Consider the following 13,967-nt stretch of genomic DNA (forward strand, 5'->3'; position numbering starts at 1 on the left):
ACAAAACTCCGCGAAATAAAAAAACGCAGCTCAATGGCTGCGTTTTTTTTGTGATGGCTGTTTAAGATCACTTAGGGAGAAACGTAAGTGTATGTCACCTCAATGTTTTCCCCGCCTTCAGGAACGTAGGTTCCGAAGAACACAATCTTATTGCTGCCGAATGGAATGTCCCAGCCGTTGTTCTGCGAACGCGGAACCGTAGAACCGTCCATTTTAACCGTTACGGTTTCGGAGACCGGGTTGTGGGCCAGCTCGAATGAAGAGGTGGTGCCGCCGGCAATGATCGAGATATCGATGATCATCTGACTGAAACTGTTCAGGTTATTGATGTCACCTTCCAGGCCGCCGGTCTTACCGGCGAGATCACTGTACTTGCCGTTTGCATCGTAGTACTCGGTGTCGGGCTCAACAATGGCATGAACAACGTAACCGCGGTCCACAAACAGGTTATTGTCGATATCAAACTCGCTACCGGCATAGCTGTAATACTGTTCCGGCTCATCCGACATCATGATGATGTTCATTGACGCGTTTGTCCGGGGCATCGGGTTGGTTTCCAGGGCCAGTGAACCGTCGGACGCATCGCCTTCAGCAACTGACAACAGTGCCTGCTCGGCATGGTAAATGCCGGACTCTGTTCCGCTGCCCCCGGTACCCGGTTGGACATCATTTTCAAACTCTTCCAGCGATGTGGTAATACCACCGTCAGAGTTATTGTCCTGTAAGGTGCTGCTGTCAGTGGTGACGGTCGCGATACGGTAATCTAACCCGGAGTTTTGGATGGTGTTCTGGAAGTCGGTTGCAACCTGCGAGATCGCCGTTTGCTCATCACCCATGCTGCCGGAGTTATCAATAACAAACAGGAAGTCGGCAAGACCACTGCCGGCCTGTGCGGTAAAGCTGTCCGTCGTACTTGAGAAGCTCGCATTTTGAGACACGACATTGCCCGGATTTACACCGCGGCTGTTTTCGGTAACGTAGTTTTCATAGACGGTTTCGCGGACCACCGTTGCTAACAAAAACGCCTTGCCCGGGTTGTTGTCCAGATAAAACGCGACGATAAATACTCGGAACTCGTCGCTGACCGGATCCCCTTCTGTTTTTGCCGGTAAGGTTTCTTCTGGTACACCATCTGCGGAGGTATAGCTGAACACCTGCGATAAGGCATTGGCGATCTCGATGATGGTGTAGTCGGAGTAGGTCGTCAGGTTGTAGCTGGCCACGACCGCTGAATAGTTTTCCTGCAGGTCGTACAGTGAAATACGCGACAGGCTGTCGACTTCGGAACTCAGATCCGGCCACGGATTTTCCGCAATACTGTTGTATTGAGTTCGGCTGACGATGGTAGACAGAATATCGCTGGCGTCTTCCTCATTGGTTTCGAGGTCCCGTTCAACCATAATGCCGGCGATGTCGTAGTAGCTGGCTGTGGCGCGGGTCGAAACGTTGGTGCTGCGGCCTTGCGCGGAATCTTTTCCGAAATAGAAAAAGCTTTTGTCGCCGTTGACGGACGTAACATCAAAGTCGGCCGGCAGTATCACAGAGCGGGAACCAACATCATTGCGGGTCTGCTGCTCTTCGTGCAGCGCATCTTTTTCGCAGCCGACCAGCACTGTGGCCAGACCTGCGACAATCAGGGTAGTGAGTTTGTTCATTCCTTGTCTCCTTGCTTCCTTAAAATGAGTAACGCACGAGCAGTCGTGGATCACGTGTCATGGTGGACAGCTTGCCGCCGACCGCCCAGGTCTCATTAATGCTGTAGAGTCCGCCGGCTACAACGCCAAACAGAATCTTGCTGTAGTCTTCGTTCAGGTAGGTGTAGCTGCGCCGGCCGAGCGTCAGTCCGGCAAACACATCCAGTTTTTCAACATTGCGCAACAGGGGAATTTGGCTGGTATCGAGATTGCCGCCCACCTGAAGATCGATCAGGGTTTCGGTGTAGTCTTCGAAGACCCCTTCTTCGTCACTGAACAGTAGGGCCGCGCTTCCCCAGAACCCCGAAACAAAAGGGATTAGATCGGGTTTTTCGTAAAAAGTGCCAATACCGGCACCGATGCCGTATGGGCCGTAAACGGCGACTTCGCCTGTGACACTGAAGGGCGATTCGGCGAAGACCGAGGTTTGCAGTATCAGCCCTGAAAACAGAGTCAGAAATCCGCGTTTGAGGGTTTTCTTGTTAATGGTGGCAGGGACAAACGAGAGGAATCGTGCTCCTGCAGATCCGGCAGTACAACTCATTTAATAGCTCCTTTTAAATGATTGCGATTGTGATTGCGATTACGATCAGCGTCCGGAGTTTATGACGACTTTAACTTGTAAAAAAGAGTCGGATTACTTTACAGATCTCTGACAAGATCCGGTGTAAGCGCAATCAGGGCCGATCACAAACATTGTGTCATTTCGTAAGCAGCGGTGATTGGCTGGTTCTGCGGGTATGGCGCTTCCAACAAAAACCAACTGAAGCCAGTGAGTACGCCGCAGACGACACTTCTTAGAACCGTTTTATTGAACAACTTGGGTGACTCATCTGATGAGCATTCAAAAATATTACCCGGGTATAATTGCATTTTAATAATATCCGGGTAATAATCAATTCATCCTGTTTTTATTGAGAGGTGATTTATGAGTAAAGAATACATTGCGATCCACGATGGTCGTCTGATCGGTCGGGGCGATCTGAAAACCCTGATCCGTAAAACTAAGTCCCTCGGTGAGGACATCGAGCCGTTTGTACTGGAGTGGGAGAACTGCCGCAGAGTTGAGTTCAGCTGGCGTGGCGATGCCGACACGGTAATTCAGGCGCTGGAACAGCCCGATCCGGAACCCGTTGCCCGCCGGGGGCGGCCGAAACTGGGCGTAAAAGCGAAGGAAGTGACCTTGCTGCCAAGGCATTGGGAATGGTTGGCGACACAACGTGGTGGTGCCTCTGTCACCTTACGGCGCTTGGTGGACCACGCCATGAAGCATGCTTCACCGGAGCAGAAAATCACTGAAAAACAGAATCAGCTCTACGCGCTGATGTCGATTTTCGCAGACGAGCCAGGGTTCGAAGAGGCCTCCCGGGCCATGTATCGCAACAGCCGTATCAGTTTTACCGCGGCGATCGCGTCCTGGCCGGAGGAAATCCGAACCCTAATGATGGAAAAATTTGACGAAATAGGGCAATTACATGACGGACCCAACGATGACCAAACCAACCTCTGACAACCCCTATATTCAAGGTGCGTTGCCGGTGGTCTTTGTGAAAACCGCGGCGCCCATCATCCTGATGATGCTGGTGAACGGTTCTTTTAACCTGATCGATGCCGCCTTTTTGGGGCGGTATGTCGGCGCTGAGGCACTTACGGCGGTAACTTCTATGTTTCCGCTGATGATGCTGATGATTGCCTGCTCTACCTGGGTCGGCAACGGCTTTGCCAGTGTGGTTGGGCGTTTGCTGGGAGCTGGTAAGCGTGCACAGGCAAGGCAAGCGCTGACGCAGGCCTTTACACTGGCGGTGTTGTTTTGCCTGATGTTGATGGCGATCTTTTTGCTGGTGGGGCCGACATTAACGCTGGCCGCCAACGGCGGTAATGAACATCTGGCAAGTATGAGCTGGCAATATATGTCGTTGGTGATTGTGGGTTCTCCATTGATGTTTGTGATGACGCTGAATGGCGATGCCCTGCGTAGTGAAGGTTTTGCCGGCTTTGTAGCGGTAGTATCCATTCTGTCTGTCGGCCTGAATATTGTGGCGAACTATCTGTTTATCGCGGTGTTGGGTTGGGGTGTTGCCGGGTCTGCATTGGGGACGCTGCTTGCACAGGCCCTGTCGTTAATGGCGGTGGTGGTGTTTCGATTGCGCATGGCGCCGGAGGCTCGGTTACCGGTGTTTCGGTTATCAGCACAACGCCGCCATTGGTCGTCGTTTATTGCCCTCGGTGCACCCTCGAGTCTGAACTATATCGGTCTGGCGCTCAGTTCGGCGGCCATTCTGCTTAACCTGCAACTGTGGAGTCTGGACAGCTATGCGACGACGGTGAGTGCCTATGGCATTCTGACGCGCATCATGACCTTTGTCTTTTTACCGTTGCTAGGGTTGAGCATGGCGTTCCAGAGTATTGTGGGGAACAACGCGGGCGCAAAGGCGCACGATCGAACCAATGCCGCCATACGGCTGGCGTTGCTGATCTCAATGACCTACTGCCTGATAGTGGAAACAACGCTGTGGCTGTTGAAAAACCAGGTTGGGTTTTGGTTTGTCGACAATCCAGTCGTGGTTCAGGAAGTCAGTCGAATACTGCCGGTGATGACGTTAACTCTGGTGCTCTTTGGTCCATTGTTGATGATCAGCATGTATTTTCAGAGTCTGGGTGATGCGCTGCGAGCGGCCATCCTGGGACTGTCGAAAACCTACCTGTTTGCACTGCCGTTGATATTTCTGCTGCCATTGTATTGGGGGGAATGGGGCATCTGGTACGCCGGCCCGTCTGCCGAAATTCTGGCCTTGTTATTAACGATTGTCGTGTTGCGTCAACGGTCCCGTCAAACGGATCTCAGGTTCGGGTTGTTTCAACCGGTCTTAGCCGGAAACCCGCGTGAACACTGAAGAATGCCTCTAATAGCTGACTGATGGGTCAGCTCTCCTTCCTGTGTAAAGTTGGAAACCGACGTCACAAAGATGGCCTTCTGTTATTGCCATTATGGTTCGTGCTCGCGTAAGGTAAAACGATGTTCGCCAACGGGAGTCGGGCACCAGCGTGCCGGTTTGAAGGGCAAATAGTCGTCCGCCTCTGTTTACGTTGTTCAGGGCTATCAGAGCTCATGAGAAGGGGGAGAGTGCGTGAACAGTCAACAACAGGTAATCCGGGAAATACCCGGCGATCGGGGGTGGCCTCTGGTTGGTCATACCCTGTCCATTCTGAAAGACATCCAAGCGTTTTTTGATCGTAAAACCCGTCAGCATGGCGCTGTGTTTTCTACGCAGTTTCTGGGCGAAGAGTGGATACGATTGACCGGCCCGGACGCCTGTCAGTGGTTATTGCAGGATAAAGACAATAATTTCTCCACCAAGCTCGGTTGGGAAAGCTTTGTTGGCGACCTCTTTCCTCGCGGATTGATGCTCAAAGATGGCGATGATCATCTGTATCATCGTCGTATCATGCAGTCCGCTTTTCAAAAGTCTGCCCTGGCTCGTTATCAGCAGATGATGCATAAGCAAATGCCGGAACTGCTTCAGGAAATGCCCAGTCAGCAGAGCTTTGATGCGGCTGACCAGGTGCGCAACCTGTTGCTCGATATCGCTTCTAACGTGTTTATCGGCGAGTCGGACGTTAATGCCCGTGACAAACTACAGAAAGCGTTCCGGACGACGGTGGCGGCCACCATGGCGATCATCCGTAAACCGATTCCCGGTACGCTGTATAAACGTGGTCTCGACAGCCGCGCCTATCTGGAGCGGTATTTCCTCGCCAAAGTACCGCAAAAGCGTAATGATGAGAGTGGCAATCTGTTTGCAGCGCTGACTCGCGCAAAAGATGAAGACGGCAACAACTTCAGTGATCAGGAAATTGCCGATCATATGATTTTCTTATTGATGGCGGCGCAGGATACCACCAGCAGCGCGCTGACCAGCCTGTTTTATATGTTGGCTGAACATCCGCAATGGCAGGAACGTCTGCGCGAAGAGTATCAGGCCATCTCCGAGTTCACCTATGAAAGCCTTGAGCAAATGCCGCAGACCTCCTGGGTGTTTAAAGAGGTTTTACGGATGTGCACACCCGGTGCCGTTATTCCCCGCCGATCACTGCGGGAAGTGGAGTACAACGGGTATCGCATTCCCGCGGATACGATTGTCTCTGTGTCGCCGATTCACAATCACTACCTGCCGGAATACTGGACGTCCCCTGACACCTTTGACCCGGAACGATTTTCACCGGAACGCGCCGAAGATAAGCAACACCCTTATCTGTTTGCCCCGTTCAGTGGTGGTGTCCATAAATGCATTGGTCTGCACTTTGCCGAAATGGAAATTAAAGTGATCCTTTTTCATTTGCTGCAGCGTTTTCAGATCAGTCGGGATGAGAGTGAAAAAGTGAACTGGCAGAAAGCGCCGGTCTGGCAACCGAAGGGCGGGCTCACCGTTCAGTTAACTCCGTTAACAGAATAAGGAACAGCCTGATTTATGTTGCGATTTACCGAAGGTGATAACCGACTGAACATTCGCAGTGTCTCCCTTGTGATTCAGGATGGCTGCCTTCTGGTACATCGCGACGCCAGCGAAGACTTCTGGTCTTTGCCTGGCGGGCGCGTTGAGTTTTTTGAATCATCACAAGAGACCGTCGTCCGCGAGATGCAAGAAGAACTGGGATGGTCTGCCACGGCCGGCGGGTTGCAGTTTTATGTTGAGAACTTTTTTCAATACAACCACCGCCGGTATCACGAGATTTCAACCTACTACCCACTGACTCTGGATCCACAACCCGACGTAAAGCCCAGTCAGCCGTTCAACGGAATTGAAACCGATTGCGACTTGGTGTTTATGTGGGTCCCAATTGAAGACCTGCCGTCGTTACACCTGCTGCCGGCCTTTTTGAAAGATCGCCTGCAACGGCCACTTGATGGCACCGAGTATCTGGTTGTGAACGAGCTATGAGTCCAAACAGATAACCTGATTTTCGTCTGTAGCGCTGGGCGGTCGTTTAAAAGGCTATCGAAAGAATGAACAGGCTGGTCAAACGCAAAGAAACCGTTATGCTCTGTTCCACTTTGTTACTTCGCAGATAACCCCATGTTAAAGCCCGCCTTGCTGTATCCGATCGTACTCACCCTGATGCTCAGCGCCTGTCAGTTTGAACTATCAGCCCCGTCGGCATCGGAACGTCCTGACAACACCCCAACTCGTTACGCTCCGGAACCCGGCATCACCTGGCATTGGCAACTGAACGGCACCCTGAACACTGACTACGATGTCGACCTCTACGACGTCGATCTGTTTGATACGCCAAAATCCACCATTGCCGCGCTGCAGGCTGAAGGTATTGCTGTCATCTGTTATTTTTCAGCCGGCAGTTATGAGCACTGGCGCTCGGATGCCAGTGACTTTCCGGCTGAGGCGCTTGGCTTGAACATGGATGGCTGGGCCGATGAACGATGGCTCGATGTCCGGTCGGCCAGGGTCCGGGCCATTATGGTTGAACGCTTAAAGCTGGCGCAGGAAAAAGGCTGCGATGGCGTCGAGCCGGACAATGTCGATGGCTTTGATAACGCCACCGGTTTTCCGCTGATGGCAAGCGATCAACTCAGCTACAACCGGTTTTTGGCGGCACAGGCGCATACTCTTGATCTGGCCATCGGCCTGAAGAACGACCTTGGCCAGATAGAACAGCTGGTGGACACTTTTGACTTTGCCGTCAATGAAGAATGTTTTGAGTACAACGAGTGTGATTCATTAAAACCCTTTATCCAAGCCGGAAAGGCCGTACTGAATGCGGAATACAGTGCGTACTTATACACCAGCGAGTATGGTCGTACTCAGCTGTGTAATCAGGCTCGGGAGTTGCGGTTCAGCACGCTGATTCTGCCGCTCGATCTGGATGACAGTCTTCGTTTTGACTGCTGAGCTAACAGCTCAAGGCAGATAGCCACCGGTGGCCTGCACAATGGCCACCTTGTCCGGCTCCGACACCCAGAAGGCAACGGCGGTTTTATCTCCGGTTGGTAATGTTGTCAGATCGGGCATCGTCAGTTCCCAGGGTGGTTCACCGACAGCCTGCTGCCAGTGCAAAACCACAAAATCGTGGGTCAAGGTTTTACCCCGGTTCTCACCATTGCCAATGCGGTTACTTAACCCCATGCCTAAAACGGCCACATGAAAGTTCATGGTCATTTCCGTTGGAAAGGTGGCTCGAATCTGTCCGTCTGTGGACAGCTCAACACTCAGCTTGCCCGGCGATTCAGTATCCCGCGGCCATTCTCGTTGCCCTGAAAACCAGGCTCGCCATTCACGACTGTTAATAAGAATGCCCGGAGTGTAAACCTGCGACAGCCGTTTCGTTTCAGCATAAGCCTGCTGGCGCCCGGTATACCGGGTGTGGCTGAACGGGTCTTGCCAGCCGAGCCAGTTCCAATAGTCGACATGAAACGCCAGCGGCAGAATACCGCGGAACAGCTCAGGGTGATCCCGGTAGCCGCTGAGCCAGCGATCCGCCGGCGGACAACTGCTGCAACCCTCCGAAGTGTAGAGCTCAATCACCTGAGTTTTTTCGACCGAACTTTCAAAGATATGGCGTTCTTCGCCAAGCGTCTTCATGGCGGTACAAAGGAGCCAAACAGTGAGTAAGGTCAGGCGTCGCATGGCATCCCCCCGGAGTATTTGTCTCAATGTAAGACATTCTCCAGGGGGCAAAGTTCATATTTGAACAAGCCATTCAATATCTTTAAATGAGAATCATTTTTGTTTGATGAGGCTCAATGCTATGCTGTGCCTGAATTTACTGAATGGGAGTTCTGCAATGAAACGGAAATTTCGACAGTTGACCGTTAACGACAGTCAGCGCTTGACACCCAACATGCAGCGCCTCTGGCTCAGTGGCGACAGCCTGGCTGACTTTCCCATGGACGCCGACGGCGCATATATCAAGTTACTGTTTGATAACGCTGGCAACGCCATTGCGGATGAACAACAAATTGAGACGTTGGACGGTCGGCCGGTAATGCGGACCTATACCGTACGGTCGTTTGATCCGGTGAATCGACAGATTGTTGTCGATTTTGTGCGTCATCAACACGACGGTAAAACCGGTCCGGCGTCGGCTTGGGCCGATCGCGTTCAGCCGGGTGATGCCATCCTCATTGGTGGGCCGGGCCCGGCTAAGCGCCTGCAGACCGATGCCGACTGGGTATTTCTGGCCGCCGATATGACGGCGTTGCCAGCGCTGAGTGCCAACCTTGAACAGCTGGGCGAGCAGGCGACCGGTCTTGCCGTCATCGAAGTGATCAGCGAAAAAGACGTTCAGCCGCTGAATAAACCAGATGGTGTTGAACTGCATTGGGTGATTAACCCGGAGCCCGGAACACCCAACACTGTATTGGCGGATGCTGTTCGTCGGCAGTCATGGCGCAGTGGGCAGGTATCGGCTTGGGCCGCGTGTGAGTTTTCCAACATGCGTGCGATCCGCCAGTATTTTAAACAGGAACGTGACGTTGCTCGGGACTACCTGTACGTCAGCAGTTACTGGAAAATGGGGAACTCCGAAGAAGAACATAAGGTAGTGAAGCGCGAAGATGCGGAGACGGCCTGAGGGCCGTATGCAGAATGAATTTTTGCTCCGTCGTTTGAGGTTGTTTCGAGAGACCGGATTTGTTCAGCCTAACCGTGATGGATTACGCTTTAAAAAAGGAGCAAACTGCGCGGAGCAAGTTTCTCTTTCTCTTAGCCACATCACCGAGTAACCTCAGGAAACGGCTGCGAAGTGAGATACTCGGAGGGCGCGTGCAATATATCGAAATCAAAAGCAGTCTGGTTCCTTTAGATTTACTGTTAGAGGCAGACCCTTCAGAAGCCAGTATTTCCAAATATCTGACTGATTCTTGGTGTTTCGCGGCTATGGCCAGTGAACGTGTTGTTGCAGCCTGCTTGGTGAAAGCACTCAGCAACGATGTTGCAGAAATTTTTAATATATCGGTTTATCCTGAGTTCCAAGGTCAGGGCGTCGGCTCCGAACTGCTAAAAACAGTTGTGTCTCAATTGCCAGCTAAAGGCATAAAACGGGTTGAACTCGGTACCGGTACATTTGGCTACCAACTGACGTTTTATCAGCGACTTGGCTTTCGGGTTGACTCGATCGTCAAAGACTATTTCTTGCGGAATTATCCTGACCCAATCTTTGAAAACGGTATTCAGCATAAAGACATGCTGAGATTATCACTGCAACTTTAGTGTGCCTTTAGCCATGTGCATGAAAGGGATTCCTTTAAAAACGTACCGTCGCGTTGGGTGTGGCAAGAGTGGTAGCATGCGCTCATTGTCGCGGGCGATAACCCTATAAGTTTATGAGTTTAGATGTTCACCAGCTAATGGATGGCAAGGCGAAAGATCACCTTCTGTCCATCAACAGTTCCGAGTATGTTGAACTACTTCCGGCTATCGAATTGTTTCGAGCAAAGACGGGTTTGTTCATTGATCAGTACGGCGATCTGAAGTTAAGTTCAGGCGTCAGTTCATTGGTTGAATCGCTCGAAGCAACGAGTACGGGCAATCAGAATTATCGGTCGTTGATCCGGGTTCTCAGGGCGTCAGAGGAAGAAGGCTATGGCATCATTTTCCTGGGTGACTGACCCATTCCCCAAGCAGACAAAAGTCAGCTGACTTTGATTCTTGGTTAAGCTGATGAGCTAAGGGGTTGAGCTGATGGCCGATTGAATCAGCGCATCAGCTTGGCCAGTTATGATCTTGTCAGCGAGATTAATTTGGCGCACGGTGGCAATAGCTTTGCTTACACCGCAAACTGAATCCAAACCTCGCCCGATTCCAGACGGCACGGCCAGACGTTCAATCGGGCGTCGGCGTCTTCCAGGCATTGACCGCTAATCAGGCTGTAATGTTGCTTGTAGAGCGGCGAGGCGACGCACAGTTCACCTTGCTGTGTACCGACAATGCCGCGTGCAATCACATTGGCGTCACAGAGTGGATCGTAGTGATCCACTGCGTAAATCTGTGGCTCATGATCTGGCAGATAAAACAGCGCTATCGACTGTCCCTGTACTTTAATGGCAACACCGGAGTACTCAAACAGGTCCGATTGAGTGCAGACAGCTTGCCAGCTTTGTTGTGCAACGGTCATAACAGTTCTCCTTGATGCGTCAGTCGGTGCTGACGGCGTGAATCAGATGTTGGCGTTCATCGGCGTTAGCCGGTCGGCGCTGACCGCGTTCATTGACAAAAACGATTGAGTCGTCAGGCTCAGCCGCATTCACAAACGTACGGAACCGTTTGAGCTTCTCCGGGTTGTCGAGTGTTGCGGCCCATTCGCACTGATAGGTGCTGATCAGGTGCTGCATCTGCGCTTCCAGTTCGGCGTTGATGCCGAGGTGATCATTGATGATGACATCACGCAGGTAATCCAATCCGCCATCGAGGTTTTCCAGCCAGCGGGCGGTACGTTGCAAGCGATCACCGGTACGAATGTAAAACATGAAGATTCGGTCGATGTAGCGGATCAGGGTTTCATCGTCGAGGTCGGTGGCAAACAAGTCGGCATGGCGCGGTTTCATGCCACCGTTGCCACAAACATAGAGATTCCAGCCGTTCTCAGTCGCAATGACGCCAAAGTCTTTGCTTTGCGCTTCGGCGCATTCACGGGTACAGCCGCTGACGGCAAATTTGACTTTGTGAGGTGCACGAATGCCCTTGTAACGATGCTCAATCTGGATAGCCATACCGACCGAATCCTGCACGCCGTAGCGGCACCAGGTGCTGCCGACGCAGCTTTTTACCGTACGTACCGACTTGCCATAAGCCTGACCGGTTTCAAAACCGGCGTCGCGAAGCCGCTCCCAGATGATCGGCAACTCGTGCAGTTGCGCCCCAAATAAGTCAATCCGCTGGCCACCGGTAATCTTGGTGTAGAGGTTAAAGTCTTTGGCAATTTCACCAATGCAGATCAGCCCTTCGGGTGTGATTTCGCCGCCGGCAATTCTGGGCACCACCGAGTAGGTGCCGTTCTTTTGCATGTTCGCGAGAAAGGCATCGTTGGTGTCTTGCAGTGGCATGTGTTCCTTATCCAGAACATGCTCATTCCACAGCGATGCGAGTATGCCACCAACCGTTGGTTTGCAGATGTCGCAACCTAACCCTTCACCATGTTCAGCCAGCAGTTCGCGGAAAGTTCTAATCTGTTTGCTTTGAATGATGTGCAACAGTTCGTCACGAGAGTAAGGGAAGTGCTCACACAGATGGTTGTTGACTTCGATGCCCTGTTTGACCAGTTCTGCGTTGACCGTGTCTTTAATCAATTGTGCGCAGCCGCCGCAACCGGTGGTTGCGTTGGTGGCATCTTTAACATCAGCCACGCTGCAGCAACCCGCTTGCACGGCCTGAACAACATCGCCTTTGGTCACATTCAAGCATGAACACAACGTGGCGGTATCGGGCAGGGCGTCACCATCCAACGTTGGCGCATCGCCGCTGTCGGGCAGGATAAAGACGGCAGGGTTTTCCGGCAGAGTCATGCCGTTGAGATAATACTGCAGCAGGGTGTCGTAGCCTTCTTTACTGCCGACAAGAACGGCCCCAAGAAGGTGCTGACCATCTGCGCTAACGACCAGCTTACGATAAACGTTGGCTTGGCCATCCGAGTATTCATAAATGACGGCTCCGGCGGTTTGAGCATGCGCATCACCAATGGAGCAAACATCGGTGCCGAGTAACTTCAATTTGGTGGACATGTCGGCCCCGGAAAAGGGCTGCGACTGACCGCACAGGTGCGCGGCGGCGGCTTCCGCCATACGGTATCCCGGAGCGACAAGACCGAAAATCTGGTTGTTCCAACAGGCGACTTCACCGATGGCATAGATGTTTGGATCGGACGTCTGACAATCGTTGTTGATTAATACGCCACCGCGTTCGTGACGATCCAGGCCCGCTTGTTCTGCCAACTCATCACGTGGACGAATACCGGCTGAGAAAACCACCAGATCGGTTTTTATACTCGGGTGGTCTTTGAAGTTCAGTTGGTAACGATGTGACTCGCCCGGTTCAATGTTCAGTGTGGCGTGATTCGTCAATACATCAACACCGGTCTCTTCGATAAGACGTTTTAAAAATTCACCGCCTCTTTCATCGACCTGCACCGGCATCAGTCTCGGTGCAAACTCAACCACTTGCGCTTCTAAACCCAAACTCTTTAGGGCATTAGCCGCTTCAAGTCCGAGCAGGCCACCGCCAATCACGGTACCGACGGTTGCGGATTTGGCACTGGCGGCAATGCTATCGAGATCGTCCAAGGTGCGGTAGACAAAGCAATGGTCTTGATCGCGTCCTTCAATGGGGGGCACAAACGGGTAAGAACCAGTCGCCAGTACCAGATGCGTGTAATCGAGCTGCTGGCCTTGATCGGTGGTGACGGTTTGGTTGTCACGATCGATGTCGACAACGCGGGCATTCGTCAGTGCCTCAATATTATTTTGTTGGTAATCGGCCGCAGAGGTCAAAGCCAGATGTTCGGCGCCTTGTTCAAAGTATTCAGACAGGTGGACGCGGTCATAAGCCAGATGAGGCTCTTCCCCGATGAGGGTGATTTGCCATTGGTCGCGTTGGTTGGTGCTCTGTAGTTGTTGAATGAACTGTCGGATAAAGTGGTGGCCCACCATGCCTTGCCCGATAACCAGTAAGCGATTCATTTTTCTTCTCCCAAAAAAAAAGCGCCCGAAAAAGAATCCTGACGGAATCTTTTTCGAGCGCCTTTACTCGATGTGTCTGTGTTGTAAACGAACTTAATGCACAGCTTGTGCCATGGCCGGTAAAACTGTTTTCTACTGTGCGCCAATCCTATCACGACTGCGAGTTGTTGCAGCGACGTTACCGCGTTCCCGGGAACCCAACGCCCTTCATACTTTTTATAGAGGGCTTGGTTCGGGTGGTTGTAAGGGCAACGTACCCACTCAAAAAAAGTTCTCTTTTGGTGCAGGCGCTGCGGGGGAGGCTCAAAAAAGAGGCATCATGGTTTGGGCTGTTCGATGACGGTGGAACGCTTATTCGAGTTCGATCCCGGTGTTTTTAGGCTCGCTTTCACCAAAGCGCTGCCGGCTTTGCGCGGGTTTCGGCATGGGTTCATTTTTAAAGTTCGGTTTTGGCACACCCATTGCAAAATCGAAATCAGCGTAGGCTCACTTTGCAATGGCGCACAGTGAATAACATACGCGACTACAAAGTTTTATTCCGGGTAATGGAGCCCTAAGTTTTTGGCAATTTAAACTGCCAAAAGCTT

The 13,967-nt window shown here is 52.1% G+C and carries 13 protein-coding genes; 8 read left to right on the top strand and 5 right to left on the bottom strand.

The annotated features are described in order from the left end of the window. Nucleotides 1-71: 71 nt before the first annotated feature. Both MED297_RS01725 and MED297_RS01730 read right to left on the bottom strand, forming a co-directional pair. Nucleotides 72-1,655 carry a hypothetical protein gene (locus MED297_RS01725; RefSeq protein ID WP_008041778.1) on the bottom strand — a complete coding sequence of 528 codons (1,584 nt, stop codon included), beginning with the start codon at nucleotides 1,653-1,655 and terminating at the stop codon, nucleotides 72-74. 19 nt (nucleotides 1,656-1,674) lie between these two features. Further along, on the bottom strand, nucleotides 1,675-2,238 hold the full coding sequence (locus tag MED297_RS01730; RefSeq protein WP_008041780.1) for a hypothetical protein: 564 nt from the start codon (nucleotides 2,236-2,238) through the stop codon (nucleotides 1,675-1,677). Between the two features lie 384 nt (nucleotides 2,239-2,622). Between MED297_RS01730 and MED297_RS01735 the strand changes: the two genes are divergently transcribed. The 5 genes from MED297_RS01735 to MED297_RS01755 all read left to right on the top strand — a co-directional run bounded on the left by MED297_RS01735 (nucleotide 2,623) and on the right by MED297_RS01755 (nucleotide 7,600). Then, complete coding sequence (locus MED297_RS01735) at nucleotides 2,623-3,204, top strand: DUF2239 family protein (RefSeq protein WP_008041781.1); 582 nt, start codon at nucleotides 2,623-2,625, stop codon at nucleotides 3,202-3,204. Then, nucleotides 3,185-4,588 (top strand): MATE family efflux transporter, encoded by a 1,404-nt coding sequence (locus MED297_RS01740; RefSeq protein ID WP_008041782.1) that lies wholly within the window; start codon nucleotides 3,185-3,187, stop codon nucleotides 4,586-4,588. The genes MED297_RS01735 and MED297_RS01740 overlap by 20 nt, the downstream gene beginning before the upstream one ends. A 234-nt stretch (nucleotides 4,589-4,822) precedes the next feature. Continuing rightward, nucleotides 4,823-6,148: a cytochrome P450 gene (locus MED297_RS01745; protein ID WP_008041783.1), complete on the top strand. Its 1,326-nt coding sequence runs from the start codon at nucleotides 4,823-4,825 to the stop codon at nucleotides 6,146-6,148. A 15-nt stretch (nucleotides 6,149-6,163) separates the two neighbouring features. Continuing rightward, entirely contained in the window at nucleotides 6,164-6,634 is a 471-nt protein-coding gene (locus MED297_RS01750; RefSeq protein WP_008041784.1) for an NUDIX hydrolase, read from the top strand. A 135-nt stretch (nucleotides 6,635-6,769) separates the two neighbouring features. Next, a complete protein-coding gene (locus MED297_RS01755; protein WP_008041785.1) occupies nucleotides 6,770-7,600 on the top strand; it encodes an endo alpha-1,4 polygalactosaminidase in 831 nt (276 codons plus the stop codon). A gap of 9 nt (nucleotides 7,601-7,609) precedes the next feature. Here the strand turns inward: MED297_RS01755 and MED297_RS01760 are convergent, their stop codons facing one another. After that, nucleotides 7,610-8,335 (bottom strand): DUF1223 domain-containing protein, encoded by a 726-nt coding sequence (locus MED297_RS01760; RefSeq protein WP_008041786.1) that lies wholly within the window; start codon nucleotides 8,333-8,335, stop codon nucleotides 7,610-7,612. 157 nt (nucleotides 8,336-8,492) lie between these two features. Between MED297_RS01760 and MED297_RS01765 the strand changes: the two genes are divergently transcribed. From MED297_RS01765 to MED297_RS01775, 3 genes are all read left to right on the top strand, one after another. After that, nucleotides 8,493-9,281 (top strand): siderophore-interacting protein, encoded by a 789-nt coding sequence (locus MED297_RS01765; protein ID WP_040556388.1) that lies wholly within the window; start codon nucleotides 8,493-8,495, stop codon nucleotides 9,279-9,281. A 191-nt stretch (nucleotides 9,282-9,472) separates the two neighbouring features. After that, on the top strand, nucleotides 9,473-9,919 hold the full coding sequence (locus tag MED297_RS01770) for a GNAT family N-acetyltransferase (protein ID WP_008041789.1): 447 nt from the start codon (nucleotides 9,473-9,475) through the stop codon (nucleotides 9,917-9,919). 113 nt (nucleotides 9,920-10,032) lie between these two features. Next, a complete protein-coding gene (locus MED297_RS01775) occupies nucleotides 10,033-10,317 on the top strand; it encodes a hypothetical protein (protein ID WP_154650815.1) in 285 nt (94 codons plus the stop codon). A gap of 158 nt (nucleotides 10,318-10,475) precedes the next feature. Here MED297_RS01775 and nirD read toward each other — a convergent pair whose 3' ends face one another. Then, nucleotides 10,476-10,823 (bottom strand): nitrite reductase small subunit NirD, encoded by a 348-nt coding sequence (gene nirD, locus MED297_RS01780; protein ID WP_008041795.1) that lies wholly within the window; start codon nucleotides 10,821-10,823, stop codon nucleotides 10,476-10,478. Nucleotides 10,824-10,842: 19 nt separating this feature from the next. Next, nucleotides 10,843-13,380 carry a nitrite reductase large subunit NirB gene (gene nirB, locus MED297_RS01785; RefSeq protein ID WP_008041796.1) on the bottom strand — a complete coding sequence of 846 codons (2,538 nt, stop codon included), beginning with the start codon at nucleotides 13,378-13,380 and terminating at the stop codon, nucleotides 10,843-10,845. Between the last annotated feature and the right edge of the window lie 587 nt (nucleotides 13,381-13,967).

The sequence above is a fragment of the Reinekea blandensis MED297 genome, from assembly GCF_000153185.1.
In the GTDB taxonomy this organism is placed as follows: Bacteria; Pseudomonadota; Gammaproteobacteria; order Pseudomonadales; family Natronospirillaceae; genus Reinekea; species Reinekea blandensis.